This is a genomic window from Streptomyces sp. NPDC052012 (genome assembly GCF_040689265.1).
Taxonomy (GTDB): Bacteria; Actinomycetota; Actinomycetes; order Streptomycetales; family Streptomycetaceae; genus Streptomyces.
The window spans coordinates 1-24,213 of record NZ_JBFAXA010000011.1 but is presented as its reverse complement, the minus strand read 5'-3'; the positions used below and the strand labels follow the sequence as shown (position 1 = coordinate 24,213).

Sequence of the window (24,213 nt, the reverse complement as noted above, 5' to 3'; positions counted from 1 at the left end):
AGGGCGAGCGCAGCGGACGGGGTCGGGAAGGACGGAAACGGGCTCAGTCCTCGCCGAGTAGTCCCGCCAGGTCGAGGGCCGTGGCGATGCGTACCGCCACGTCCTCCGCGTGCAGGGTGTCGGAGCGTTCGAAGGCGGTGCGGCCGGCGCCGCGCAGGAACGTCACGGCACCCAGAGTCCGCCCCCGGCTGCGCAGCACCGTGCACAGCGCGTGCACCGTCTCCGGCGGCCACTGACGGGACACCGCCCACGCCCGCGCCTCCTCCGCGCCCACATTCCCCGCACTCGCCCGCACCGAACCGGACCGCTCCACACACTGCAGCGCCGGATGCCCCCGTCCGTAACGCACCGGCAGCCCCGCACGGCCGGCGAGCTTGCTCGGCCCCGGCGCACCGGACGGCGTCGCGGCGATCCGCACCAGCCGGACCGGACCGGCACTCTCCGCGTCACTCATCGCACCGTCCGCCACCCGGTCGATCAGCGCGTGATCGGCGAACCCGGCCAGCGCGAAGTCCAGATGGATCGTCGTCGCCTCGGCCGGATCCTCGCACTCCGCCGCCGCCCGCGCCGCCCGGTGCAACTGCTGCGTACGGAACCTCAGCAGCGACGCCTCCTGCTCCCCCTGCTTGGCCTCGGTCACGTCCTGGAACAGCCAGCCCACCCCCAGCGGCACCGGCTCCTCCGCGAGCGGCGAGGCCAGCCGGAGAAAACCGCTGCGCCAGCACCGCCGCCGCTCGCCCTCCGGCGTCCGCACACTCACCCAGATCTCCGCCGGCGCGGGCGGCGCACCCTCCGCCAGCACATGCGTCAGCGCGCTCTCCAGCTCCTCCACACCCTGCGCCAGCAGCTCACCCAGCGGCCGCCCCAACGCCGCCGTACGCCCCGTGCCCAGCGCCTTCGCCGCGTGCGCGTTCACCACCGCCGGCCGCAGATCGGCGTCGACCAGCACGACACCCCACGACGCGTCCTCCAGCAGCGCCTCACTCAGCGCGATCGACCGCTCCAGATCGATCTGCGCATGCACCTCACTGAACGCGCAGTACACCCCTGCCGGCTTGCCGTCAGGACCGCGCACCGCCGCCGACTGCGTACGCACCAGCACCCGGCCGCCGTCCTTCGTCAGCAGCGCGAACTCATGCACCTGCCGGCCCGGCGCGTCCATCGCCGACATCAGCCGCGCCTGGACCTCCTCGGCGTCCGCGCGGCGCACCGCCCACCCCGCGAAGCCCTGCCGCCCCACCGCCTCGGCCGCACTCCACCCCAGAATCCGCTCCGCCTCACGGTTCCAGTGGGTCACCACCCCGTCCGCGTCGAAAGCGCACAGGGCGGCATCCATGCCGTCCAGCAAGGCGGCAAGCAGATCGGACCCGTCCGAGCCCTCCCGACTCTCCCGCTCGGGCTCGTCGGGCCCCAGCTCGTCCGTGGTCCCACTACGCCGGGAAGCACTCACCTGGACCCCCTGCAGGCTGCGTCCGCACGTACGGCACGACGGTTCGCTCACTTGCAATCATTCAACTTGAACGTGACTCAGCGCACATCGAGTTCCCAGAAGATTGAGGCAATCGTTGTACGCCCCCGCTCCCCCGCCGCGCGTCCACCTCGATCTCGATCCGCATCCGCGGATCCGCGAGCCCGCACACCATCATCGTCGCGGCCGGCCGCACCTCACCGAAGTACCGCTTCAGCACCGGCCAGCACGGCTCGAAGTCCTCCCGCACGGGCAGCAGATACCGCACCCGCACCACATCCGCGAACGTGCACCCCGCCTCCTCCAGCGCGGCCCCGATGTTCCGCAGACACTGCTCGGCCTGCTCCACCACGTCCTCGGAGATCGCCATGGTCGCGTAGTCGAACCCGGTCGTCCCCGACACATACACCCGGTCACCGTCCACCACGGCCCGCGCATACCCGATCCGCTCCTCGAACACGGACCCACCGAGCACACCCCACCGCTGCCCCTGCGCCTGCATCTCACCCATGCGCGGCACGGTAGGTGATCGTCACGGGGCTTTCCGAAGGATCACGAAAAAGGGATCACAAAAAAGTGGTTGATCCGGGGCCGAGCCGTTTCCTAGGGTTCCAGGTACACGAGAAGGGAGGTGGTTCGGCAGATGTATGAATACCGGACGCGTGAGGTGACTGCGGGCTAGCGGCTCGCCACCACACTCAGTGCGGTGCCGGACCAGCGCGCGAGAGACGCGTGCAGCCGGCCCAATCCCAAGCAGTCACCCGACCCGCGAGTCGCCGGTACGTCCGGCCGGCTCCTCCGCTGGAGGAACCAGACTCGCGGGTCGTCTGCGTTTTCAGGGGGCGTCGAAGCGGTCAGTGGGCGATGTCCGTGTAGCCCTCGATCTGGCGGGGGTCGCGGGGGCCCGGGCCGATGTAGCGGGCGGAGGGGCGGACCAGGCGGCCGGTGCGCTTCTGTTCCAGGATGTGGGCGGACCAGCCGGCCGTGCGGGCGCAGGTGAACATCGAGGTGAACATGTGCGCCGGGACCTCGGCGAAGTCGAGGACGATCGCGGCCCAGAACTCGACGTTGGTGGCCAGGACCCGGTCGGGGCGGCGGGCGTGGAGTTCGGCCAGGGCGGCCTTCTCCAGGGCCTCGGCGACCTCGAAGCGGGGGGCGCCGAGTTCGCGGGCGGTGCGGCGCAGGACACGGGCGCGGGGGTCTTCGGCGCGGTAGACGCGGTGGCCGAAGCCCATGAGGCGTTCGCCCTTGTCGAGGGCCCGTTTCACATACGCTTCCGCGTCGCCCGTGCGTTCGATCTCCTCGATCATGCCGAGGACACGGGAGGGCGCGCCGCCGTGGAGGGGGCCGGACATGGCGCCGACGGCACCGGAGAGGGCCGCGGCGACGTCGGCGCCGGTGGAGGCGATGACGCGGGCGGTGAAGGTGGAGGCGTTCATGCCGTGTTCGGCGGCGGAGGTCCAGTAGGCGTCGACGGCGGCGACGTGCTTGGGGTCGGGTTCGCCGCGCCAGCGGATCATGAAGCGTTCGACGACGGACTGGGCCTTGTCTATCTCGCGCTGCGGGACCATGGGCAGGCCCTGGCCGCGGGCGGACTGGGCGACGTAGGAGAGGGCCATGACGGCGGCGCGGGCGAGGTCGTCGCGGGCCTGGGCCTCGTCGATGTCGAGGAGGGGTTTGAGGCCCCAGACGGGGGCGAGCATGGCGAGGGCGGACTGGACGTCGACGCGGATGTCGCCGGAGTGGACGGGGATGGGGAAGGGCTCGGCGGGCGGCAGGCCGGGGTTGAAGGCGCCGTCGACGAGCAGGCCCCAGACGTTGCCGAAGGAGACGTGGCCGACCAGATCCTCGATGTCGACGCCCCGGTACCGGAGTGCGCCGCCCTCCTTGTCCGGTTCGGCGATCTCCGTCTCGAACGCGACGACTCCTTCGAGCCCGGGTACGAAGTCGGACATCAGGCGGCTCCTCGTGATGTGGACCAATGCGGATGCTCTGCGGCAGCGGTCGGGCGTCCGGTGGATCCGCGGTCGTCGCTGCGGGGACTCGCGGTCCTGGACGTCACCCCTGTGATGCCCGGCTGGCGGTCACCCAACCGGATCAGTGGCAGCACGATATCCCCGGGTGCCACGGTTGGGGAGAGTTCGCGGCACTCAGTGCCACTCAGTGACGAAGGCCACCGTCGTCCCATCGGTTTCGTGCATACGGCAGGATGACGGCGTGACCGATCGAGACGCCGCGCCCTTCGATCTCGCCGCGATGCGCAAGCACTACCGCACCGAGGGGCTCTCCGAGACGGACCTGGCCGCCACTCCCGTCGAGCAGTTCGCGCGCTGGTTCAAGCAGGCGGCGACGGAGGGCGGGCTGTTCGAGCCGAACGCGATGATCGTGTCCACGGCGGACGCGGAGGGACGGCCGAGTTCGCGCACGGTGCTGCTGAAGCACTTCGACGAGGAGGGGTTCGTGTTCTACACGAACTACGACTCGCGCAAGGGCCGTGACCTGGCGGAGAACCCGTATGTCTCGCTGCTCTTCCCGTGGCACGGGGTGGCCCGGCAGGTGATCGTCACGGGGGTCGCGCGGCGTACGGGCCGCGACGAGACAGCGGCGTACTTCCGTACCCGTCCGCACGGCTCCCAGCTGGGCGCGTGGGCGAGCGCGCAGTCGCGGGTGGTGGCCTCCCGCGACGAACTGGACGCCGCGTACGCCGGCCTGGCGTCCCGCTACCCGGAGGGTGAGCAGGTGCCGGTGCCGCCGCACTGGGGCGGCTTCCGGGTGGCCCCGCGGACGGTGGAGTTCTGGCAGGGCCGTGAGAACCGCCTCCACGACCGGCTGCGGTACGTGGCCCAGGCGGACGGCGGCTGGCGGGTGGAGCGGCTCGCGCCCTGAGCTCACCCGGCCCCGGAGGAGCCGTCCAGGACGCCGTCGAGCAGGTTCGCCCACTGTTCCACCACCCGCTCGCGGCGGGCGGTGTCGTCGGTGAGGAGGTTGGCGAGGCCGAGGCCGCGGGCCATGTCGAGGAGGCCCTGGACGGTTTCGCGGACGCCGGGGCGGGTCTCGTCGGCGCCGAGGAGGTCGACGGCGATGCGGTGGGTCTCGCGGCCGACGCGGGATTCGAGTTCGGTGACGCGGGGGCGCAGCTGGTCCTCGTCGGAGGCGGCGACCCACAGGTGGAGGGCGGCGCGGAACAGGGGCCCGGTGTAGAGGTCGACGAGGGCGGCGACCACGGCGTGGCGGTCGGCGGCTGCCGCGCCCTCGGGGAAGAGGGCGCGCAGGGCGGTGGAGCGTTCCTCGGCGACGTATTCGACGGCGGCGGTGAAGAGGTCCTCGCGGGTCGGGAAGTGGTGCTGGGCGGCCCCTCGGGAGACGCCCGCGCGTTCGGCGACGACGGAGACCGTGGAGCCCGCCCAGCCGTGTTCGGCGAGGCAGGCCACGGCGGCTTCCAGGAGCCGCTGCCGGGTGGCCCGGCTGCGGTCCTGCTTGGGGACTCGTTCGGCACGGTCGGCCGTGCTCACACCACCCATTCCGGATCCCGTCGTTCGAGGAAGGCCGTCATCCCCTCGCGTGCCTGCGCGGAGGCGAAGAGGCGGGCCGAGAGCGCGGTCAGGTCGGCCGCGTCCCGGTCGAAGGTCTTCAGCACCCTAGCCGTGAGCAGCCGTTTCGTCTCGGCCAGGCCCTGGGGTGAGGCACGGCGCACACCGTCCAGGATCGGTCCCAGTACGGCGTCCACGTCGTCGCCGGCCGCTGTGACCAGGCCGATGCGGGCGGCTTCGGCGGCGTCGAGGCGTTCGCCGGTGAGGTAGTAGCGGGCGAGGGCGCGGGGGTCGGTGCGGGGCAGCAACGGCAAGGAGATGACCGCCGGGGCCACGCCGATGCGGACCTCCGTGAAGGCGAAGGTGGACTGGGTGGACGCCGCGGCGATGTCGCAGGCCGCGAGCAGGCCGAGGCCGCCCGCGCGGACGTGTCCGGTGACCCGTGCGAGGACGGGTTTGGGCAGTTCGACGATCTGCCGCAGGAGCCCGACCAGGGCGTCCGGGTCGGGCGGGTCGCGCAGGTCGGCGCCCGCGCTGAAGGTGTTGCCGGTGTGGGTGAGGAGCACCGCGCGGACGTCGGTGTCCTTGCCGGCGTCGGTGAGCGCGGCGGTGAGGTCGCCGACGAGGGCGGCGGACAGGGCGTTGCGGTTGTGCGGGGAGTCGAGGGTGAGGGTCTCGACGCCCCGCGTCCGGCTGCGGGCGATCGGTGTCACGTACGCTCCCTGAGCTCGCGTCGCAGGATCTTGCCGCTGGCCGCCCGGGGCACGGCGTCGAGGAAGGTGACGTGCCGGACCCGCTTGTAGGGGGCGACGCGTTCGGCGACGTACATCATGACCTCGCCCTCGGACAGGTCGGGCGCGGACGGCTGGCGGACGACGTAGGCGTGCGGGACCTCGTTGCCGTCGTCGTTGTAGACGCCGATGACGGCGGCGTCGGCGATGGCGGGGTGGGTGAGGAGCAGTGCCTCGAGTTCGGCGGGGGCGACCTGGAAGCCCTTGTACTTGATGAGTTCCTTCACGCGGTCGACGACGAACAGCCAGCCGTTCTCGTCGACGTGTCCGACGTCGCCGGTGTGCAGCCAGCCGTCCTCATCGATCATGGCGGCGGTGGCGTCGGGCCGGCCGAGGTAGCCCTTCATCACCTGGGGGCCGCGGATGAGGATCTCGCCGGACTCGCCGACGCCGAGGTCCTTGCCGGGGTCGTCGAGGGAGACGATGCGCATCTCGGTGCCGGCGATGAGCTTGCCGACGGTGCCGGGCGGAGCGTCGTGCATCGCGTCCAGGGGGACGACGTGGGTGCCGGGTGACAGCTCGGTCATGCCGTACGCCTGGCCGACGGGCGGCAGGCCGAGTCGCTGCGAGCAGGCGGCGGCGAGCCCCGCGTCCAGGGGTGCGGCGGCGCTGATGATGTACTTCAGCGAGCTGAGGTCGTACTGGGCGACCAGCGGGTGCTTGGCGAGGGCCAGGACGATCGGCGGGGCCACGTACAGGCCGGTGATGCGGTGGTTCTGGATGGCGGCGAGGAACGTCTCCAGGTCGAAGCGGGGCAGGACGACCACGGTGGCGCCGTGCCGCAGCGGGGCGTTCATCAGCGCGGTCAGGCCGTAGATGTGGAAGAACGGCAGGACGGCGAGGATGCGGTCGCCGGGGCCGGCGCTGATCGCCGAGTGGAGCTGGGCGAGGTTGGTGGCGATCTGCCGGTGGGTGAGCATCACGCCCTTGGGGGTGCCGGTGGTGCCGGAGGAGTAGGGCAGGGCGGCGACGTCCTCGGCCGGGTCGATGGCGACGTCCGGCTCGGGGGCGGCGCAGGCGAGCATGTCGATCAGGGAGCGGTGGCCGGGCGCGCTGTCGCAGACGAAGATCTCCTCGACGCCGCCGGCGATCTCCGCGGCGCGGCGCGCGATGTCCAGCAGCGGGGACACGGTGACGATCCAGCGGGCCGCGGAGTCCTTGAGCTGTTTGCCGAACTCCTCGGCCGTGGCGAGCGGGTGCACGGTGGTGACCGAGGCGCCCGCGCGGGTGGCGGCGTAGAAGGCGGTGGGGAAGGCGATGGTGTTGGGGCTGTGCAGGGCGAGCACGTCGCCCTTGCGCACCCCGGCCTCGGCGAGACCGGCGGCGACGCGCCGGTGGAACCGGTCCACCTGCTCGTACGTGAGGGTGGTGCCGTCGGTGCCGTCGATCAGGGCGGGCGCGTCACCGAACTCGGCGGCCCGGCCCAGTACGGCCTCGTGGATGGGAAGGTCGACGGGCGGGACGTCTGCGTACTCGCTGCGGAACATGGTTCCTCCAAGGCGGCGACGGCGGCCTAGTACGACTTGGGCAGGCCCAGGGTCTGGTGGGAGACGTAGTTGAGAATCATCTCCCGGCTCACCGGAGCAATACGAGAGACGCGTGCCGCGGTTATCAACGAGGCGAGGCCGAACTCGCGCGTGAGGCCGTTTCCGCCGAGGGTGTGCACGGCCTGGTCGACGGCCCGTACGCAGGCCTCCCCGGCCGCGTACTTGGCCATGTTGGCGGCCTCGCCGGCGCCGATGTCGTCCCCGGCGTCGTAGAGGTGGGCCGCCTTCTGCATCATCAGGCGGGCCAGTTCGAGTTCGATGTGCGCCTGCGCGAGGGGGTGGGCGATGGCCTGGTGGGCGCCGATGGGGGTCTTCCAGACGGTGCGCTCGCGGGCGTACTCGATGGCGCGGGCGAGTGCGTAGCGGCCCATGCCGATCGCGAAGGCGGCGGTCATGATGCGCTCGGGGTTGAGGCCGGCGAAGAGCTGGAGGAGCCCTGCGTCCTCGTCGCCGACGAGCGCGTCGGCGGGCAGCCGTACGTCGTCCAGGACCAGCTCGAACTGCTTCTCGGCGGCGTTGAGTTCCATGTCGATGGGGCGCCGCTGGAAGCCGGGGGTGTCGCGTGGGACGATGAACAGGCAGGGCTTGAGACGTCCGGTACGGGCGTCCTCGGTGCGGCCGACGATGAGGGTCGCGTCCGCGAAGTCGACGCCGGAGACGAAGACCTTGCGGCCGGTGAGGAGCCAGTCGCCGGATGCCGGGTCGCGGCGGGCGGTGGTGGTGATGCGGTGGGAGTTGGAGCCGGCGTCGGGTTCGGTGATGCCGAAGGCCATGATGCGGGTGCCGTCGGCCAGGGCCGGGAGCCATTCCTGTTTCTGGGTCTGTGTGCCGAAGCGGGCGATGACGGTGCCGCAGATCGCCGGGGAGACGATGAGCATGAGGAGAGGGGAGCCTGCGGCGCCGAGTTCTTCGAGGACGATGCTGAGTTCGGCGATTCCGCCGCCTCCGCCTCCGTATTCCTCCGGGAGGTTGACGCCTAGGTAGCCGAGTTTGGCTGCGTCTTGCCAGAGTTCGGTGGGGTGGCGGCCCTCTGCGACGGTGGTGGTCATGTAGTCGCGGCCGTAGCGCTTGCCGAAGGCGGAGACTGCTTCTCGGAGTGCCTTGTGTTCTTCGGATTCGATGTGGGTGGTCACTCGATCCTCCGGGGTGTGGGTGGTTTGCGGCTGGGCGCGCCCACGCGGCAAAGCCGCATATCGGACACAGCCCCGCGCCCCTCAGGTGGGTTCTACGACCGCCAGCAACATGCCGGGCTCTACTTGCTGTCCTGGCTTGGCGTGCAAGGTGCTCAGGGTGCCCGTGGCCGGGGCTGTGATCTTGTGCTGCATCTTCATTGCTTCCAGCCAGAGGATGGGCTCCCCTGCCTGTACGCGGGCTCCCTCCGTGAGGCCCTCGGCTACTCGGACGACCACGCCCGGCATGGGGGCCAGCAAGGAGCCCGGCGCGTGCTGTGTCGTGGGGTCAGGGAAGCGGGGCAGGGCCCTGAGGTGGGTGGTGTTGACGAAGATGTCCGCGCCGTAGCGAGCCACCTCGTACTTGCGCTGTACGCCCTCCACTTCGAGGATCACGAGGTCCGTGTCGGCATGCGTCACGCGGACGCCTTCCGCCGACAGGCCGTCCCGGGTGTGGTCGTAGCGGACCTCGTGCTCGTCGCCGTTCATGGCGTACCGCTTGACCTGCGGAGCTGACCGCACGTTGCGCCAGCCCCCGAAGCGGGAACGCCCGTGCGCGTCGGCGAGGGCCGCGGCCAGCGGGGCGTGGGGGTCGGGGGCCGCCTGGGTGAGTTCGGGCAGGTGGCGGTCGTAGAAGCCGGTGTCCATGCGGCCGGTCGTGAACTCCTCGTGGCGCAGGGAGCGGACGAGGAGGTCGCGGTTGGTGACGGGGCCGTGGATCGTCGCGCGTTCCAGGGCGGAGGCCAGCTTGCGGATCGCCTCGCCTCGGGTGGGTGCGTGGGCGACGGCCTTGGCGAGCAGGGGGTCGTAGTGGACGCCGATGTCGTCGCCGTCGGTGTAGCCGGTGTCCAGGCGTACGGCGTCGGGGACGGTGAGGCGGTGCAGGCGGCCGGTCTGGGGGGCCCAGTCGTGGGCGGGATCCTCGGCGTACAGGCGGGCCTCGACGGCGTGGCCACGCGGGCGTGGGGGGTCGGCCGGCAGGGCGTGGCCCTCGGCGACGCGGATCTGCTCGGCGACGAGGTCGAGGCCGAACACGGCCTCGGTGACGGGGTGTTCGACCTGGAGGCGGGTGTTCATCTCCAGGAAGTGGGCGCGGTCGCCGGCGACGAGGAACTCGACGGTTCCGGCGCCGACGTAGCTGACGGCGCGGGCGGCGCGTACGGCGAGGGTGTGGAGTTCGTCGGTGAGGGGGGTGGTCAGGCCGGGTGCGGGGGCCTCTTCGACGACCTTCTGGTGGCGGCGCTGGAGGGAGCAGTCGCGGGTGCCGAGGGCCCACACGGTGCCGTGGGTGTCGGCGAGGATCTGCACCTCGACGTGGCGTCCGCCCTCCACATAGGGCTCGATGAACACCTCGCCGTCGCCGAAGGCGCTCGCGGCCTCCGCGCGGGCGGCGTCCAGTGCGGCCTCCAGGTCGGCGAGGTGCCGTACGACGCGCATGCCGCGTCCGCCGCCGCCCGCCGCCGCCTTCACCAGTACGGGCAGTTCGGCCTCGGTGACCTCGCGCAGGGTCTCGATGCCCATGAGTTGTTTGGCGCGGGTCTTGGACGCCATCGCCTCGATCGCCTCGGGGGGCGGGCCGATCCACACCAGGCCGGCGTCCTGTACGGCGCGGGCGAAGCCGGCGTTCTCGGAGAGGAAGCCGTAGCCGGGGTGCACGGCGTCCGCGCCGGCGGCGAGGGCCGCCTTGACGATCAGGTCGCCGCGCAGATACGTGTCGGAGGGCGCCGATCCCGGCAGCCGTACCGCGGTGTCCGCCACGCGTGCGTGGAGGGCGTTCTCGTCGGCGTCCGAGTGCACCGCGACCGTCCGGATCCCCAGGTCACGGCAGGTGCGGACGATACGGCAGGCGATCTCGCCCCGGTTGGCGATCAGCAGGGAAGTGATCATCGGTCCCTCACATCCGGAAGACGCCGAAGCCACCGCGTGCGCCCTCGTAGGGGGCCGTGTGGATGGCGGACAGGCACAGGCCGAGGACGGTGCGGGTGTCGCGCGGGTCGATGACGCCGTCGTCGTACAGCCGCCCGGACAGGAACATCGGCAGCGACTCGGACTCGATCTGCTGCTCCACCATGGCGCGCAGCGCCGCGTCCGCCTCGTCGTCGTACGGCCGTCCCTTCGCCGCGGCCGACTGGCGGGCGACGATGGACAGCACACCGGCGAGCTGCTGCGGGCCCATGACGGCGGACTTGGCGCTGGGCCAGGCGAACAGGAAGCGCGGGTCGTAGGCGCGGCCGCACATGCCGTAGTGGCCGGCGCCGTAGGAGGCGCCCATGAGGACGGACAGGTGGGGCACCTTCGAGTTGCTGACCGCGTTGATCATCATTGCGCCGTGCTTGATGATGCCGCCCTGCTCGTACTCCTTGCCGACCATGTAGCCGGTGGTGTTGTGCAGGAAGAGCAGGGGGATGTCGCGCTGGTTGGCGAGCTGGATGAACTGGGCGGCCTTCTGGGACTCCTCGGAGAACAGGACCCCTCGGGCGTTGGCCAGGATGCCGACCGGGTAGCCGTGCAGGGTGGCCCAGCCGGTGGTGAGGCTGGTGCCGTAGAGGGGTTTGAACTCGTCGAAGTCGGAGGCGTCGACGATGCGGGCGATGACCTCGCGCGGGTCGAAGGGGATCTTGAGGTCGCCGGGGACGATGCCGAGGAGTTCGTCCTGGTCGTACTTGGGGGGCTCGGCAGGGCCCGGATCGGGGTGCGCCTTGCGGTGGTTGAGGCGGGCGACGACCCGCCGGGCCTGGCGCAGGGCGTCGGGCTCGTCGAGGGCGAAGTAGTCGGCGAGGCCCGAGACACGCGCGTGCATCTCGGCGCCACCCAGGGACTCGTCGTCGCTCTCCTCCCCGGTGGCCATCTTCACCAGCGGCGGGCCGCCGAGGAACACCTTCGCCCGCTCCTTGACCATGATCACGTGGTCGGACATGCCGGGGACGTACGCCCCGCCGGCGGTGGAGTTGCCGAAGACGACGGCGACGGTGGGGATCCCGGCGGCGGAGAGCCGGGTGAGGTCCCGGAAGATGGCCCCTCCGGGGATGAAGATCTCCTTCTGGGAGGGCAGGTCGGCGCCGCCCGACTCGACGAGGCTGATGCAGGGCAGCCGGTTGGCCAGCGCGATGTCGTTGGCGCGCAGGGCTTTCTTCAGGCTCCAGGGGTTGCTGGCGCCGCCGCGCACGGTCGGGTCGTTGGCCGTGATCAGGCACTCCACGCCCTCGACGACCCCGATGCCGGTGACCAGGGAGGCGCCGACGGTGTAGTCGCTGCCCCAGGCGGCGAGCGGGGACAGTTCGAGGAAGGGGGTGTCCGGGTCGAGCAGCAGCTCGACCCGTTCGCGGGCGAGCAGCTTGCCGCGCCCCCGGTGCCGTTCGACGTACTTGTCGCCGCCGCCCGCGAGGGCCTTGGCGTGCTCGGCGTCGAGTGCGGCGAGCTTGGCGAGCATGGCCTCGCGGTGGGCCCGGTACTCGGCGCTCGTCGTGTCCAGGGCGGTGTCGAGGACCGTCACAGGAGGACCTCCGGGATGTCCAGGTGGCGGGCGCGCAGCCATTCGCCGAGCGCCTTGGCCTGGGGGTCGAAACGGTGCTGGGCGGCGACGCCCGCGCCGAGGATGCCCTCGACGACGAAGTTCAGGGCGCGCAGGTTCGGCAGGGTGTGGCGGGTGACGGGCAGGCCGGCGGCCTCGGGGATGAGCTGCCGGAAGCGCTCGACGCTCAGCTCGTGCGCGAGCCACCGCCAGGCGTCGTCGCTGCGCGCCCACACGCCGACGTTGGCGTTCCCGCCCTTGTCGCCGCTGCGGGCGCCGGCGACGCGGCCGAGGGGGGCGCTGCGCGTGGGTCCCACGGGGAGCGGCGCGGGGAGCGCGGGTTCGGGTACGTCGATGAGGTCGGCGGTCACGTGGGGTGGTGGCACGGTGATACGGCGCCCGTCGTGGAGGACGGCCACATGGTCGACGGCACCATGAGGGAGGTACACATCCTCGAACACCCCATAGGGGACTCCCTTCCCCGGTGGCGCCATCACATGGAACCCGGGGTAGCTGGCGAGCGCGAGCTCGATGGCGGCACTGCTCAGCGCCCGCCCGACCATCTCCTGCCGCGGATCCCGTACGACGAGCCGCAGCAGCGCACTCGCGGTCTCCTCGGTGCCGGCGTCGGCACGGTCGGTGCGCACGAGCTCCCAGCGCACCTCGGCGGGCGGCGACTTGGCGAGCGCGTCACCCATCTGCTCCCGCACGAGCGCCGCCTTGGCCTCGATGTCGAGCCCGGTGAGCACGAAGGTGACCTCGTTGCGGAAGCCGCCGAGCCGGTTGAGCCCGAGCTTGAGTGTGGGCGGCGGGGCTTCACCGCACACGCCCTCGATCCGCACCCGGTCCGGCTCCTCCTGGGTGAGCCGTACGGTGTCGAGGCGCGCGGTGACGTCCGGCCCGGCGTACCGGGCGCCGCCGGTCTCGTAGAGCAGCTGGGCGGTGACGGTGCCGGCGTCGACGAAGCCGCCGGTGCCGGGGTGTTTGGTGATGACGCTGCTGCCGTCGGCATGGATCTCGGCGAGGGGGAAGCCGGGGTGCCGGACGTCGCCCTCCCGGAAGAAGGCGTAGTTCCCGCCGGTGGCCTGCGTCCCGCACTCCAGTACGTGTCCGGCGACGACGGCGCCCGCGAGGCGGTCGTGGTCGTCCGGGGTCCAGCCGAAGTGGGCGGCGGCGGGTCCGGTGACGAGGGCCGCGTCGGTGACCCGCCCGGTGACCACGATGTCGGCGCCCTCGCGCAGGCAGGCGGCGATGCCGAAACCGCCGAGGTAGGCGTGTGCGGCGAGTGCGCCCGGGTGGGCGGCGGTGAGGTCGTCGCCCTCGACGTGCGCGACGCGGAGGGGGATGCCGAGCCGCTCGGCGAGTCTCCGTACGGCGTCTGCGAGGCCGGCGGGGTTGAGCCCGCCCGCGTTGGTGACGATCTTGACGCCCCGCTCGTGGGCGAGGCCGAGGCAGTCCTCGAGCTGCCGCAGGAAGGTGCGGGCGTACCCGGCGTCCGGGTCCTTCAGCCGGTCGCGGGCCAGGATGAGCATGGTCAGCTCGGCGAGGTAGTCGCCGGTGAGGACGTCGAGGTCACCGCCGGTGAGCATCTCGCGCATCGCGTCGAAGCGGTCGCCGTAGAAGCCGGAGGCGTTGCCGATGCGCAGGGGTGCCGGCGTCGTCACGGGGTTGCCCCCTTCTTGGGCGGACGGCCTTCTCCGGGCGGCCCGGCGAAGGCCTGGGCGATGTCCAGCCAGCGGTCGGCGTCGGGGCCGTCGGCGAGGAGGGCGAGGTCGGCGCGGTGGGCGCGCTGGGTGACGAGGAGGCAGAAGTCGAGCGCGGGGCCGGTGATGCGCTGGGGTGCGTCCTCCGGCCCGTAGACCCACAGTCCGTCGCCGCCGGGTGAGACGAGCTCGACCCGGAAGGGCTCGGCGGGCGGGGTGAGCCCGTGCGTGACGTAGGCGAAGTCCCGTGTCCGGGCCCCGAGGAAGGCCACATGCCTGAGCCGGTCGGTGGGTGGCCGCATCACACCGATCGCGTCGGCGATGTCGAGTCCGTGGGCCCAGGTCTCCATAAGCCGAGCGGTGGCCATGGAGGCGGCGGACATAGGGGGCCCGTACCAGGGGAAGCGGGCACCGGCCGGCGCGGACCGCAGGGCGTCGGCGAGAGCGGCCCGCCCCTGACGCCACCGCCCGAGCAACTCGGCAGGCGGAAGACGGGCCCCCTCCTCGGCCCCCTCGTCCACGAAGGAGTCCGGGGCGGCGAGCGCTTCCTCGACGAGCTTGCGGAAGCCGTCCGCGTCGGTGACGGCGAGCAGCGCGGAGCGGTCGGTCCAGGCGAGGTGGGCGATCTGATGAGCGACGGTCCAGCCGGGCGCGGGAGTGACCCGCTTCCAGCCGTCCTCGTCCAACTCGGCCACCAACCGGTCGAGTTCATCGCTCTCGGCACACAGGTCGTCGATGACGGGCGTCGGGTCGGCCATGTGGGGGAGCATGACAGGACCCCGGAAAACAATCAAGCACGCTTGCTGGATTTATGTCGAGCAACCTCGGCACCTGTGTTTACTTCTCACTACCCTCTGTAGTCGAGGTGATCGCCATGCACATCCGCCAGCTGGACCCGGACGCTTCACCGCTGACCTACTTCGGCGCCGAGCTGCGCAGGAAGCGGGAGGCTGCGGGGATGCGGCTGGCGGATCTCGGATCCGTGATCTTCTGCACGGGGTCGCTGATCGGCCAGATCGAGACGGCGAGGAAGGTACCGACGAGGGACTTCGCCGAGCGCGTGGATGCTGCGCTGGGCACGGACGGGTTCTTCTCGAGGTTGGTGGGGTTGGTTCTGCGGAGCCACGCGCGGGCGGTACTCGGCACGCGCTGGAGCGTGAACAACCGCCGGTGATCTGGGTGGTACTGAGCGAGGCCGTGCTGCACCAGGAGGCGGGCGGCCGTGAGGTCATGCGGGAGCAACTGGCACACCTGCTGAGTCTGCGGAAGCGCAGGTGGCTGGACGTACAGGTGCTGCCGTTCGAAGCCGGCGCGCACACGGGGCTGACGGGCTCGTTCAACCTCCTGCGGTTCGATGCGGACCCGGCCATCGCCTACACCGAGGACTTCATTCAGGGCCACATGACGGCTGATCCAGCGGCCATCAGGGAGGGCACTGCCCGATACGATCATCTGCAGGCTGCAGCCCTCTCGTTGGAGGACTCGGCCGCGCTGATCGCCCACGTGATGGAGGAGCGTTATGGAAGCGAGCCTGAACCCGACGGGCACGACGTGGCGTAAGTCCTCGTACAGCGGCGACACGGGCGGCGAATGCGTCGAATGCGCCCCCCTCGGCACCGCCACCTGGCTCAAGTCCTCCTACAGCGGCGATACCGGCGGTGATTGTGTCGAGGTCGCCGATCTGGCCCCCCACATTGCCGTCCGCGACTCCAAGCACCCCGCCGCCGGAGTCTTCACCGTGTCCCCCGCCGCCTTCTCGACGTTCGTCACAGCCGCCGCTGAACAGCGACTCCGCTGAGTCGTCAGCCGGGTGGCGTTCGATCTCGTTTGCGACTGCGCTCCGCACCATCGAACCCGATGCGGAGCGCAGGCGTTCCGGACACCTACTTGGCTAGTTCATCGATCCGCCAGCCAACCATCCCGGATGATCCAGCCAGGCCCTCGGCATCAATCTTGATCTGTGCCGGGGCATCGGTAATGCGGTGGCGGGCCGGGACACTGTCACACGCCACGGTCTGACGCACGGGACTCCTGCCCATCACCGTGAGACGGACCTCGCCTGCTCCGGAACAGGCGATCGAGAGCGTGTAAGACCCGCCCTTCGTCAGGACCGAGTTGGTGTGAATTCCGTCGCTCACACGCTCCAAGCCCGACTCTACGAACAGGTCCCCCTCGCCGTCCGTCGCCCCGATCCCCAGCGCCCTTTCCACCTGCTTCTCCAGAAGCTTCCCCTGTTCAGCCGTAGCAGAGGATGAAGGGCTCGGTTCGGGGTCCTTCGACGGATTCCCCGTGTCCTCGGAACCGCTACTGCATCCAGCGATGAGGGCAGTGCACAAGATCGAGACGAGCAGGGCGGCACCGCGGCGTGTGTGCCGCAGGTCGTGGGTCACGACCGAGTCTCCCAGTAGCGCCATCCGACCTCTTTTGTAGGCATCTTCGCGGTACCGGACCCCAGCTTCTTCTTGCCGCAGCGGTCGGCACTCGTTTCCCACTTGGTCCAGTTGGTCTTGTAACCCCACGAACCGTACTGCATGTGCCCGTAGCGTCCGCTCTTGATCTCACGGGAGTATCTGTGGCCGACTGTGACACCGACCTCGGGAACCACCTTGATGCCGAACTCCGCCTTGGCCTTCGAGAGGATGATGCCGGCCTCGGCCGAGACGTTCCCGCTCAACTCGACAGCGATCTTGCCCGCCTTGAGGACCTCGACGGTCATCGTCCCACCCGGGCCGTCCTTGTATGAGGTGCCGTTCCACCACGACGGGACGTGATAGTTCGTCTTGGCCGAGACCGAGTACCACTTCTTGTACGGATTGTCGCAGCGCTTTACCCCGATATCGCCGTCACCGGTCGCTTCCGGCAGAGCGTCGAGCTTATTCTCGGCGGCTATCTCCTGGGCCGACATCGCAGGACTATCGACTGCGCTACTGCTCGCCTCCTGGGTGCCAACTTGATCCGGTAAGACTGCCTCAGGAGCCGCACCAGCCGGTTCTTCAACCGCATGGGAAGTAGCGGTCATCGCTGCTCCGAGGGCCAGAATCGTGGCCGGAATGAGCAAGCGTCGCGTGGGCGCGATACGCAAGTGTATTCCCCTCGTTTGCCGCCTGGACCGGCGGGATGGGTGGAATATACGGCGCGGCTGGTGCGTAAGTCCGCCATGCGTGGATCTACTGAGGGAAACTTGAGGTTGAGGGTTATTTGATTCAAAATGCAATTTAATAGCCCTGCTCCCGAGGTTTCGGCGTTGGTCATGAGCCGTACCTGCGCCGGGCGGTGGCCTCCGCGGAGATGTAGGAGATGTAGGGCCGGCCTGACCGGCGCGCGCCGCCCTGTCGGGGCGGAGCCACCGTCGTTGCTCGTCCGTGCACCGTGGCGCACCGGACCTCGACACGTCGGCCTGGGGGAGAGGCGAGGGTGGTCCGCGGTGTGTGTGCGAGCGTCGGCGGCCGACTGCACGCCGGCTGGGGAAGAGCGGCCCAGGGTCTGTTCAGCCGCCGGACCGGGCGGCCTTGCGCTTCGCCGGGCGCCCCACCTGTGTTCGCACCGCGCCCATGCTCGCCGCGATCACCAGGGCGATGGCGGCGGCCTCGGGGGCGGTGAGGGCCTGGTCGAGGACGAGGAAGCCGGCGGTGGCGGCGAGGGCCGGTTCCAGGCTCATCATGATGGCGAACGTGGAGGCGGGCAGGCGGCGCAGTGCGAGGAGTTCGAGGGTGTAGGGCAGGACGGACGAGAGCAGGGCGACGGCGGCGCCCAGGGCGAGCGTGGTGGGCTCGACGAGCTTGGCGCCGGACTCGGCGACACCCAGCGGCACGAACAGCACCGCCGCCACGGCCATCGCGAGGGCGAGCCCGTCGGCCTGCGGGAAGCGACGCCCCGTGCGGGCGCTGAAGAGGATGTAGGCGGCCCACATGGCGCCGGCACCCAGGGCGAACAGGACACCTATGGGGTCGAGGCTGCTGAATCCCCCGCCGCCGAGCAGGAACACACCGGCGAGGGCGAGGGCCGCCCAGACGAGGTTGACCGCCCGCCGGGAGGCGGCCACCGACAGGATGAGCGGGCCGAGGACCTCGAGGGTGACCGCGGGGCCCAGGGGGATGCGGTCGACGGACTGGTAGAAGAGCCCGTTCATCCCCGCCATGGTGATGCCGAAGACGATCACCGTGCCCCAGTCGGCGCGGGAGTGTCCGCGCAGCCGGGGGCGGCAGATCACCATGAGCACGACGGCGGCCACCAGCAGCCGCAGCGAGACGACACCGAGCGCCCCCGCCCGCGGCATCAGCGTCACGGCGAGCGCTCCGCCGAACTGCACCGAGATCCCTCCGGCGAGCACCAGCCCGACCGGCCCGAGGGACCCCCAGCGTCGTGGCGCACCGCCCGGTGCCTGATCGGAGTGCGGGCCCGCCGCGTGGACGGCGGCCGACGTCGCGGTGTTGGCTGCGCTGGGCGTGGTCACGGGCGGGGCCTTCCAGAGTCAGATACGGAAATGCGGGGGTCTCACCTCGACGATCGTGCATCACGATGCACCACTCAGTCCACCATAATGAACTAGGTCATGACCGTAAAGCGTCCACATACCTGACGATGGGACCCGCACCCCACCCGGGTCAAACCGGTCCGCGATACGGACGTGATACGGACGTGATACGGACGTGCGTGATACGGACGTGAGGTCCGGTGCCGGCGCCGTCCTCAGCCGGCCCGCCAGACCGTCATGTCCGCGGTGAGGAAGGCGATGTCCGGCATGGCGGTCGACTTCACCTGGATGACCATGAGCGCGATGTCCCCGTCACGGCGCTTGACGCAGATCTCGCTGCCACTGGCAGCCGCGGCGAGCGGCAACCGGTCACCGCCCTCGCCGCCGCCCGCGAGCAGGGAACGGCACGTCTCGTACGTGGCGCCCGGCTTGCCGAACACCAGGGTCATCTCGCTGGTGTCGCTCTCCAGCGCGCAGCCGGTATCGGCGCAGTCGAAGCGGATGTCCCCCTCCCGGGGGTTCTGCTTGTGCGGATCGTCCAGGCTGATCGGCCGCTTGGCGTCCAGCCACACCTGGGCGTACGGGACGGCCTCCGGCGTCGAGGCCGGGGACCGGCCGGCCGACGAGCCCGAGCCGGCCTCCGTCCCGGCCGACGACGTGGCCCCCGGCCGGGACGCCCCGTCCGGGTCCGACGTCCTGCCGGACGCCGGACCACCGGTCTGCCCCGACCCCGCCGCCGCACCGCCGGGCGTGGCGGACGCCGCCGCCTCCCGGTCGCGGCCCCGGTCCTGGATCCGGTCCACCGCGTTCATGACCGTCCATGCCAGGCCCGTGAGCAGTACGCCGCCCGCCACCACGGCGGCCCCGCTGATCAGGGCGATCCGTCGCCTGCGGGCCCGCCGCTCCTCCGGCCCGAGCGGACGCGCCGGGGGGTGCATCGCCCGTGTGTGCGCGACGGTGGGGGCGGGATACGGCAGGGCGGTGGTCGCGGGATAGGGCAGCCCTGTCGTGCCGACGGGGTTCGGCAACCCGGCGGCGGGGTGCTGCGGCGCGGGTGGCGGCGGCGGAACCGTCGGCTCCGGCCCGGCGATCTCCCGCCAGAAGGCCGGTCCGCCGCTGGCGTCGGCGTCCGGCCCCAGTTGCCGTCTGCACCACGCGACCACCTCCGCCGGGGTGATCCGCTCCCCCGGCTCGGCTGCCAGGCACCGGCCGATCAGCTCACGGAGCGGTTCGGGCAACTGGGTCAGGTCGGGTTCGGAGTGCACGATCCGGTACAGCACGCTGACCGAGGGGCCGTCGCCGTAGAGCGGCCGGCCCAGCGCCGCGAACGCCGCCGTCTGACCGAGCGCGAACACGTCGGTCGCCGCCGTGACGTCACCTCCCGCGGACGCCTGCTCGGGGGCCATGAACTGGGGCGTGCCGATGGTGGTGCCCGTGGCGGTGTGCGCGGTGCCGTCGGCGGCGAGCGCGATACCGAAGTCGATGACCCGGGGGCCGTCCGCGGCCAGCAGGACGTTGGACGGCTTGAGGTCCCGGTGCACGATCCCGGCACCGTGGATGGCCTGCAGCGCCTCGGCGACCCCCGCCATCAGCCACAGCACCGCCGGCACCGGCAGCGGCCCGCTCCGGGCGACGGCCTGCGCCAGGGACGGGCCCGGTACGTAGAGCGTGGCCAGCCAGGGCGGCACACCCTCCCCGTCGGCGTCGATCAGTTCGGCGGTGTACGCGCCCCGCACGCGGCGGGCGGCCTTGATCTCCCGGCTGAAGCGCCGCCGGAAGCCCGCGTCGTCGGCCAGCTCCGGCCGGACCACCTTGATCGCCACCGGCCGGCCGCCCTGGGTGTGCGACAGGTAGACCCGGCCCATGCCGCCCGCGCCGAGGCGGGCGACGAGACGGTAACCGGCCACGAAGGGCGGGTCGTCCGCCCGTAGCGGCTCGAAGACGTCGGTCGCGTGGGTCATCGGGCCCCTCCCCTTGATCCGATGAGTTGACCAGCCCGAAGCCTATGTGGTGCCCGCGACCGGTCACCGCGGTCGGGGTCGGGGCGGTGCCCCGGTGGACCGCCCGGGGACGTTCGCGGGCCGGAGCCGGGGTACGGTCCGCAGGGTCGAGACCCACCGGTCCCTCTTCCCCGCACCCTCCCGGAGACCCCGTGAGACGACTCGCCACCCGCCTCTGGCGCCTGCTGCGCCCGGTACAGAGCCGCGTCATGTGGCTGCTGAACGCCAAGTTCGTGGTCGGCGTGACCGGTGTCGTACGCGACGATGAGGGGCGGGTCCTGCTGCTCAAGCACCGGATGTGGCCACCGGGCCGCCAGTGGGGCCTGCCGAGCGGCTTCGCGCGCAAGGGCGAGGACTTCCGGCGGACGCTGGTGCGCGAGGTCAAGGAGGAGACGGGCCTCGATGTCGAGGCGGGCCGCCTGATCATGCTGAACAGCGGCTTCCGCACCCGCCTGGAGGTGGCCTACGAGGCCCGCCTGCTCGGCGGGGAGCTGCGTCTGGCCCCCTTCGAGATCCTGGAGGCCCGCTGGTGCGTCCCGGACGACCTGCCTCGCGACGTCCAGCCGGTGTGCCACTCACTGGTCCGGGGCAGCGCACCCCGCGGATCCGACTGCGACTCGGCGCCCTGGACGTAGCGGGCGGGGCTAAGGCGGGCGGGGCGCAAGCCCACCGAGAGGCACACCAACCGGCCCATCAGCCCGAGGAGTTGCCGAGCTCTTGCGCCAGCACCTCCGCCAGATGCCGCCCCCGCACCCCGGCCAGCTGCTCCAGCTGTGTCCGGCACGAGTAGCCGTCCGCCAGGACCACCGCGTCCTGCGGCGCCTGCCGCACCGACGGCAGCAGCTGCTCCTCCGCGCAGGCGGCGGACACCTCGTAATGTCCCTTCTCGAAACCGAAGTTGCCCGCGAGGCCGCAGCAGCCGCCGCTCAGCTCGCCGGTGAGGCCCGCCGCGGCGCGCAGGCGGCGGTCGGCTCCGTCGCCGAGGACCGCGTGCTGGTGGCAGTGGGTCTGGCCGGTGACGGGGCGGTCGAGGGACGGCGGGGTCCACTGCGGGGCGCACTGCTCCAGGGTCTCCGCGAAGGTGCGTACCCGGGCCGCGAGTCGAGCCGCTCGCGGATCGTCGTGCAGGAGCTCCGGCGCGTCCGTGCGCAGGGCAGCGGCACAGCTCGGTTCCAGGACGACCACGGGCGCGTCGGTGGCGAGCACCGGTTCCATCAGGTCCAGCGTGCGGCGCAACACCGCCCGCGCGCGATCGAGTTGGCCCGTCGAGAGGTACGTCAGGCCGCAGCACACCCGGCCACGCCGTGCCGTCAGCAGCCGTGCCGCCGCACGCGAGCGCGCGTCCCCGACCGGGCGTCCGCGCAACCGCAGCGTCGGCGGCAGGGCCACCCGCAGGCCCGCCGCCTCCAGCACCCGTACGGCCGCCCGGCCCACCTCGGGTGAGAGGTGCTCGGTGAAGGTGTCCGGCCACAGGACCACCAGGGCGCCGTCGGTCCGCCGCGGGGGCGGCGCGCCCCGCCCCCGCCACCACCGCGTGAACGTCTCCGCCGCCACCGGCGGGATCTCCCGCTCCGGCGCGATCCCGCCCAGCCGTTTCGCCACCCGGGCCAACGGTCCAACCGAGGCCAGCCCATTGACCACCGCGCCCGTCCTCGTACGCCCCACCCACCCCAGCCACCGCGGCAGCCACCCCAGCGCGTAGTGGGCGGCCGGGCGGCGGCGGCCGGCATAGTGGTGGTGCAGGAACTCCGCCTTGTACGTGGCCATGTCGACCCCGACCGGGCAGTCCGAGCGGCAGCCCTTGCAGGACAGGCACAGGTCCAGGGCGTCCCGCACCTCCGTGGACCGCCAGCCGTCGGTGATCAGCTCACCGGCGAGCATCTCGTGCAGCAGACGGGCGCGCCCGCGCGTGGAGTGCTCCTCCTCGCCCGTCGCGCGGAAGGAGGGGCACATCACCGCCGGTCCCGTCACCGACGTCGTACGGCACTTGGCGACGCCCACGCAGCGGCGTACGGCGGCCGTGAAGTCGCCCCCGTCGGCCGGGTAGCCGAAGGCGACGTCGACCGGGCCGCGCGGGAGGGGGGAGAAGCGCAGGTTCGCGTCCAGGGGGGCGGGGTGGACCAGCATGCCCGGGTTGAGCAGGTCGTCCGGGTCCCAGACGCCCTTCGCCCGCTCGAAGAGGGCCACCATGTCCGCGCCGTACATGCGCGGCAGCAGCTCCGCACGCGCCTGCCCGTCCCCGTGCTCGCCGGACAGTGATCCGCCGTGGGCGACGACCAGTTCGGCGAGGTCCTCGGAGAAGCGCCGGAAGCGGGCGACGCCCGGCCCGGTGAGCAGGTCGAAGTCGATCCGGACGTGGATGCAGCCGTCCCCGAAGTGCCCGTACGGGGTGCCGCGCAGGCCGTGGGAGGCCAGCAGCCCCCGAAATTCCCGCAGGTACGCGCCGAGGCGGGCGGGCGGCACCGCGCAGTCCTCCCAGCCGGGCCACGCCTCGGTGCCGTCCGGCATCCGGGTGGCCGTGCCGCTCGCGTCCTCCCGGATCCGCCACAGCGTGCGCTGCCGGGCCGGATCGGTCACCACCAGGGCGTCCACGACGTCCGCGGCCCGGACGATCGACTCCGCACGCGCGTGTGCCTCGTCCAACGTGTCGCCGCCCGTCTCCACGAACAGCCAGGCCCCGCCGCGCGGCAGGTCCGCCGCGTCCGGCACCAGATCGGCCGCCATCCCCTCCACCGTCAGCGGCCCTCCCCCACTCTCGGCTTCGCTCGAGCGGGGGGACCCCCACGGCAGCAGCCCCACCGCCGCCTCCGCGGCCCCGCTCTCGTCCGCGTACGCCAGCACGGCGAGCGCACGCGCGCGTGGCGCCCGTACGAGCTCGACGACCGCCTCCGTGAGCACGCCCAGGGTGCCCTCCGAGCCGCAGAAGGAGCGGGCGACGTCGGCGCCCTTCTCGGGCAGCAGCGCGTCCAGGGCGTATCCGGAGATACGGCGCGGAAGCTCGGGGAATCCGGTGCGCAGCCGGGCGAGTTCACCGTCGACGAGCGCGCGCAGCCCCTCCGGGGCGCCGGCCCATCCCTGCCCCGGCGTCAGCCGCTCCCCCCTCGCCGTGACGACCGTCAGCTGCCGGACGCTGTCGGCCGTCGTGCCCCAGGCGACCGAGTGCGAGCCGCAGGAGTTGTTGCCGATCATGCCGCCGAGGGTGCAGCGGGAGTGGGTGGAGGGGTCGGGGCCGAAGCGCAGGCCGTGCGGGGCGGCAGCGGCCTGGAGGCGGTCGAGGACGAGGCCGGGCTGCACGACGGCGGTGCGGGACTCCGGGTCGAGGGAGAGCAGCCGGTTCATGTGCCGGGTGAAGTCCAGCACCACGCCGGTGCCGGTCGCCTGCCCCGCGATCGACGTGCCCCCGCCGCGCGCCACGACGGGTACGCCGTACGTCCGGCAGACCGCGAGCGCCGCCGCCACGTCCTCGGCGTCCCGGGGGGCCACGACGCCGAGGGGCACCCGGCGGTAGTTGGAGGCGTCCATGGTGGTCAGCGCCCGCGCGGTGGTCCCGAAGTCCACGGTGCCGCGCACGGCGGCGGTCAGCTCGGCCCGCAGTCCCCGGTGATCCGTCGTACCCGTGATGCCCCTGATGCCGGTCATGCTCCCCAGGATGCCTCGACCGGAAGGGGACACGGGACGTCCGGCGCGCGGGATCACCTACCGGAATCCGACCCGGAATCCTCCCAAGTCGAACACGAACTCTCTTACAACAACCGCGAGTTGAACACCGATGCGCGCCCGCGGTCGTCACCGCCGAGCCCCTCGGGCCGGAACCGGCGCGCGGTGCCGTAGGGATCACCGGGACGGTCGGCCGTGCCACCCGCGGAGCGTGCCGCAGGCGCCCACGGCGGGGAGGGGACGGGGCGGTGGTGTCCGCCCGCAGCGGCTGGCGCGTCAACACCCCCGCTTCTCGAGTCGACCGATTCCGCGCCAGACCGAGGACGGACACCACCCCCCCGGCCCCCAAACACCCACCCGCCC

At 71.9% G+C, this 24,213-nt stretch carries 19 protein-coding genes and 1 pseudogene; 4 read left to right on the top strand and 16 right to left on the bottom strand.

The genetic code is table 11. The annotated features are described in order from the left end of the window. Positions 1–43 precede the first annotated feature (43 nt). The 3 genes from AB0412_RS19335 to AB0412_RS19325 all read right to left on the bottom strand — a co-directional run bounded on the left by AB0412_RS19335 (position 44) and on the right by AB0412_RS19325 (position 3,423). A complete protein-coding gene (locus AB0412_RS19335; RefSeq protein WP_366403783.1) occupies positions 44–1,450 on the bottom strand; it encodes a PAS domain-containing protein in 1,407 nt (468 codons plus the stop codon). A 61-nt stretch (positions 1,451–1,511) separates the two neighbouring features. Beyond that, on the bottom strand, positions 1,512–1,979 hold the full coding sequence (locus tag AB0412_RS19330; protein WP_366403782.1) for a RidA family protein: 468 nt from the start codon (positions 1,977–1,979) through the stop codon (positions 1,512–1,514). A gap of 343 nt (positions 1,980–2,322) precedes the next feature. Then, positions 2,323–3,423 (bottom strand): citrate synthase 2, encoded by a 1,101-nt coding sequence (locus AB0412_RS19325; protein WP_366403781.1) that lies wholly within the window; start codon positions 3,421–3,423, stop codon positions 2,323–2,325. 262 nt (positions 3,424–3,685) lie between these two features. Here AB0412_RS19325 and pdxH point away from each other — a divergent pair, with 262 nt between their 5' ends. Continuing rightward, positions 3,686–4,354, top strand: a complete 669-nt coding sequence (gene pdxH, locus AB0412_RS19320; protein WP_366403780.1) for a pyridoxamine 5'-phosphate oxidase — start codon at positions 3,686–3,688, stop codon at positions 4,352–4,354. A 2-nt stretch (positions 4,355–4,356) separates the two neighbouring features. On the opposite strand, the gene AB0412_RS19315 is transcribed toward pdxH, so the two are convergent. The 8 genes from AB0412_RS19315 to AB0412_RS19280 form a co-directional block, all read right to left on the bottom strand. Continuing rightward, complete coding sequence (locus AB0412_RS19315; protein ID WP_366403779.1) at positions 4,357–4,989, bottom strand: TetR/AcrR family transcriptional regulator; 633 nt, start codon at positions 4,987–4,989, stop codon at positions 4,357–4,359. Further along, the gene (locus AB0412_RS19310; protein WP_366403778.1) at positions 4,977–5,711 is read right to left on the bottom strand and encodes an enoyl-CoA hydratase family protein; all 735 of its coding nucleotides are present in this window, start codon (positions 5,709–5,711) and stop codon (positions 4,977–4,979) included. The genes AB0412_RS19315 and AB0412_RS19310 overlap by 13 nt, the downstream gene beginning before the upstream one ends. Further along, positions 5,708–7,276 carry a 4-coumarate--CoA ligase family protein gene (locus AB0412_RS19305; RefSeq protein WP_366403777.1) on the bottom strand — a complete coding sequence of 523 codons (1,569 nt, stop codon included), beginning with the start codon at positions 7,274–7,276 and terminating at the stop codon, positions 5,708–5,710. Before AB0412_RS19305 ends, AB0412_RS19310 begins: the two co-directional genes overlap by 4 nt. 26 nt (positions 7,277–7,302) lie before the next feature. Then, positions 7,303–8,469, bottom strand: coding sequence for an acyl-CoA dehydrogenase (locus AB0412_RS19300; RefSeq protein WP_366403776.1), 1,167 nt, complete (start codon positions 8,467–8,469; stop codon positions 7,303–7,305). A gap of 81 nt (positions 8,470–8,550) precedes the next feature. Beyond that, entirely contained in the window at positions 8,551–10,392 is a 1,842-nt protein-coding gene (locus tag AB0412_RS19295) for a biotin carboxylase N-terminal domain-containing protein (RefSeq protein WP_366403775.1), read from the bottom strand. 7 nt (positions 10,393–10,399) lie between these two features. Then, positions 10,400–11,998, bottom strand: a complete 1,599-nt coding sequence (locus AB0412_RS19290; RefSeq protein WP_366403774.1) for a carboxyl transferase domain-containing protein — start codon at positions 11,996–11,998, stop codon at positions 10,400–10,402. Further along, positions 11,995–13,680, bottom strand: coding sequence for an acyclic terpene utilization AtuA family protein (locus AB0412_RS19285; RefSeq protein WP_366403773.1), 1,686 nt, complete (start codon positions 13,678–13,680; stop codon positions 11,995–11,997). The genes AB0412_RS19290 and AB0412_RS19285 overlap by 4 nt, the downstream gene beginning before the upstream one ends. Beyond that, complete coding sequence (locus AB0412_RS19280) at positions 13,677–14,477, bottom strand: TIGR03084 family metal-binding protein (RefSeq protein ID WP_366403772.1); 801 nt, start codon at positions 14,475–14,477, stop codon at positions 13,677–13,679. Before AB0412_RS19280 ends, AB0412_RS19285 begins: the two co-directional genes overlap by 4 nt. 116 nt (positions 14,478–14,593) lie before the next feature. On the opposite strand from AB0412_RS19280, the pseudogene AB0412_RS19275 reads away from it, so the two are divergent. Both AB0412_RS19275 and AB0412_RS19270 read left to right on the top strand, forming a co-directional pair. Next, positions 14,594–15,279: pseudogene (locus AB0412_RS19275) on the top strand (helix-turn-helix transcriptional regulator). After that, positions 15,239–15,517, top strand: a complete 279-nt coding sequence (locus AB0412_RS19270; RefSeq protein WP_366403771.1) for a DUF397 domain-containing protein — start codon at positions 15,239–15,241, stop codon at positions 15,515–15,517. The pseudogene AB0412_RS19275 and the gene AB0412_RS19270 overlap by 41 nt, the downstream one beginning before the upstream one ends. Before the next feature lie 85 nt (positions 15,518–15,602). Here the strand turns inward: AB0412_RS19270 and AB0412_RS19265 are convergent, their stop codons facing one another. The 4 genes from AB0412_RS19265 to AB0412_RS19250 all read right to left on the bottom strand — a co-directional run bounded on the left by AB0412_RS19265 (position 15,603) and on the right by AB0412_RS19250 (position 20,154). After that, positions 15,603–16,109, bottom strand: a complete 507-nt coding sequence (locus AB0412_RS19265; protein ID WP_366403770.1) for a hypothetical protein — start codon at positions 16,107–16,109, stop codon at positions 15,603–15,605. Beyond that, positions 16,106–16,624 (bottom strand): hypothetical protein, encoded by a 519-nt coding sequence (locus AB0412_RS19260; RefSeq protein WP_366403769.1) that lies wholly within the window; start codon positions 16,622–16,624, stop codon positions 16,106–16,108. Before AB0412_RS19260 ends, AB0412_RS19265 begins: the two co-directional genes overlap by 4 nt. 582 nt (positions 16,625–17,206) lie before the next feature. Beyond that, complete coding sequence (locus AB0412_RS19255) at positions 17,207–18,172, bottom strand: EamA family transporter (RefSeq protein ID WP_366403768.1); 966 nt, start codon at positions 18,170–18,172, stop codon at positions 17,207–17,209. A gap of 236 nt (positions 18,173–18,408) precedes the next feature. After that, positions 18,409–20,154 (bottom strand): serine/threonine-protein kinase, encoded by a 1,746-nt coding sequence (locus AB0412_RS19250; protein ID WP_366403767.1) that lies wholly within the window; start codon positions 20,152–20,154, stop codon positions 18,409–18,411. A gap of 191 nt (positions 20,155–20,345) precedes the next feature. Here AB0412_RS19250 and AB0412_RS19245 point away from each other — a divergent pair, with 191 nt between their 5' ends. Further along, positions 20,346–20,828 (top strand): NUDIX domain-containing protein, encoded by a 483-nt coding sequence (locus AB0412_RS19245; RefSeq protein WP_366403766.1) that lies wholly within the window; start codon positions 20,346–20,348, stop codon positions 20,826–20,828. A 58-nt stretch (positions 20,829–20,886) separates the two neighbouring features. Here the strand turns inward: AB0412_RS19245 and AB0412_RS19240 are convergent, their stop codons facing one another. After that, entirely contained in the window at positions 20,887–23,832 is a 2,946-nt protein-coding gene (locus AB0412_RS19240) for an FAD-binding and (Fe-S)-binding domain-containing protein (RefSeq protein ID WP_366403765.1), read from the bottom strand. Between the last annotated feature and the right edge of the window lie 381 nt (positions 23,833–24,213).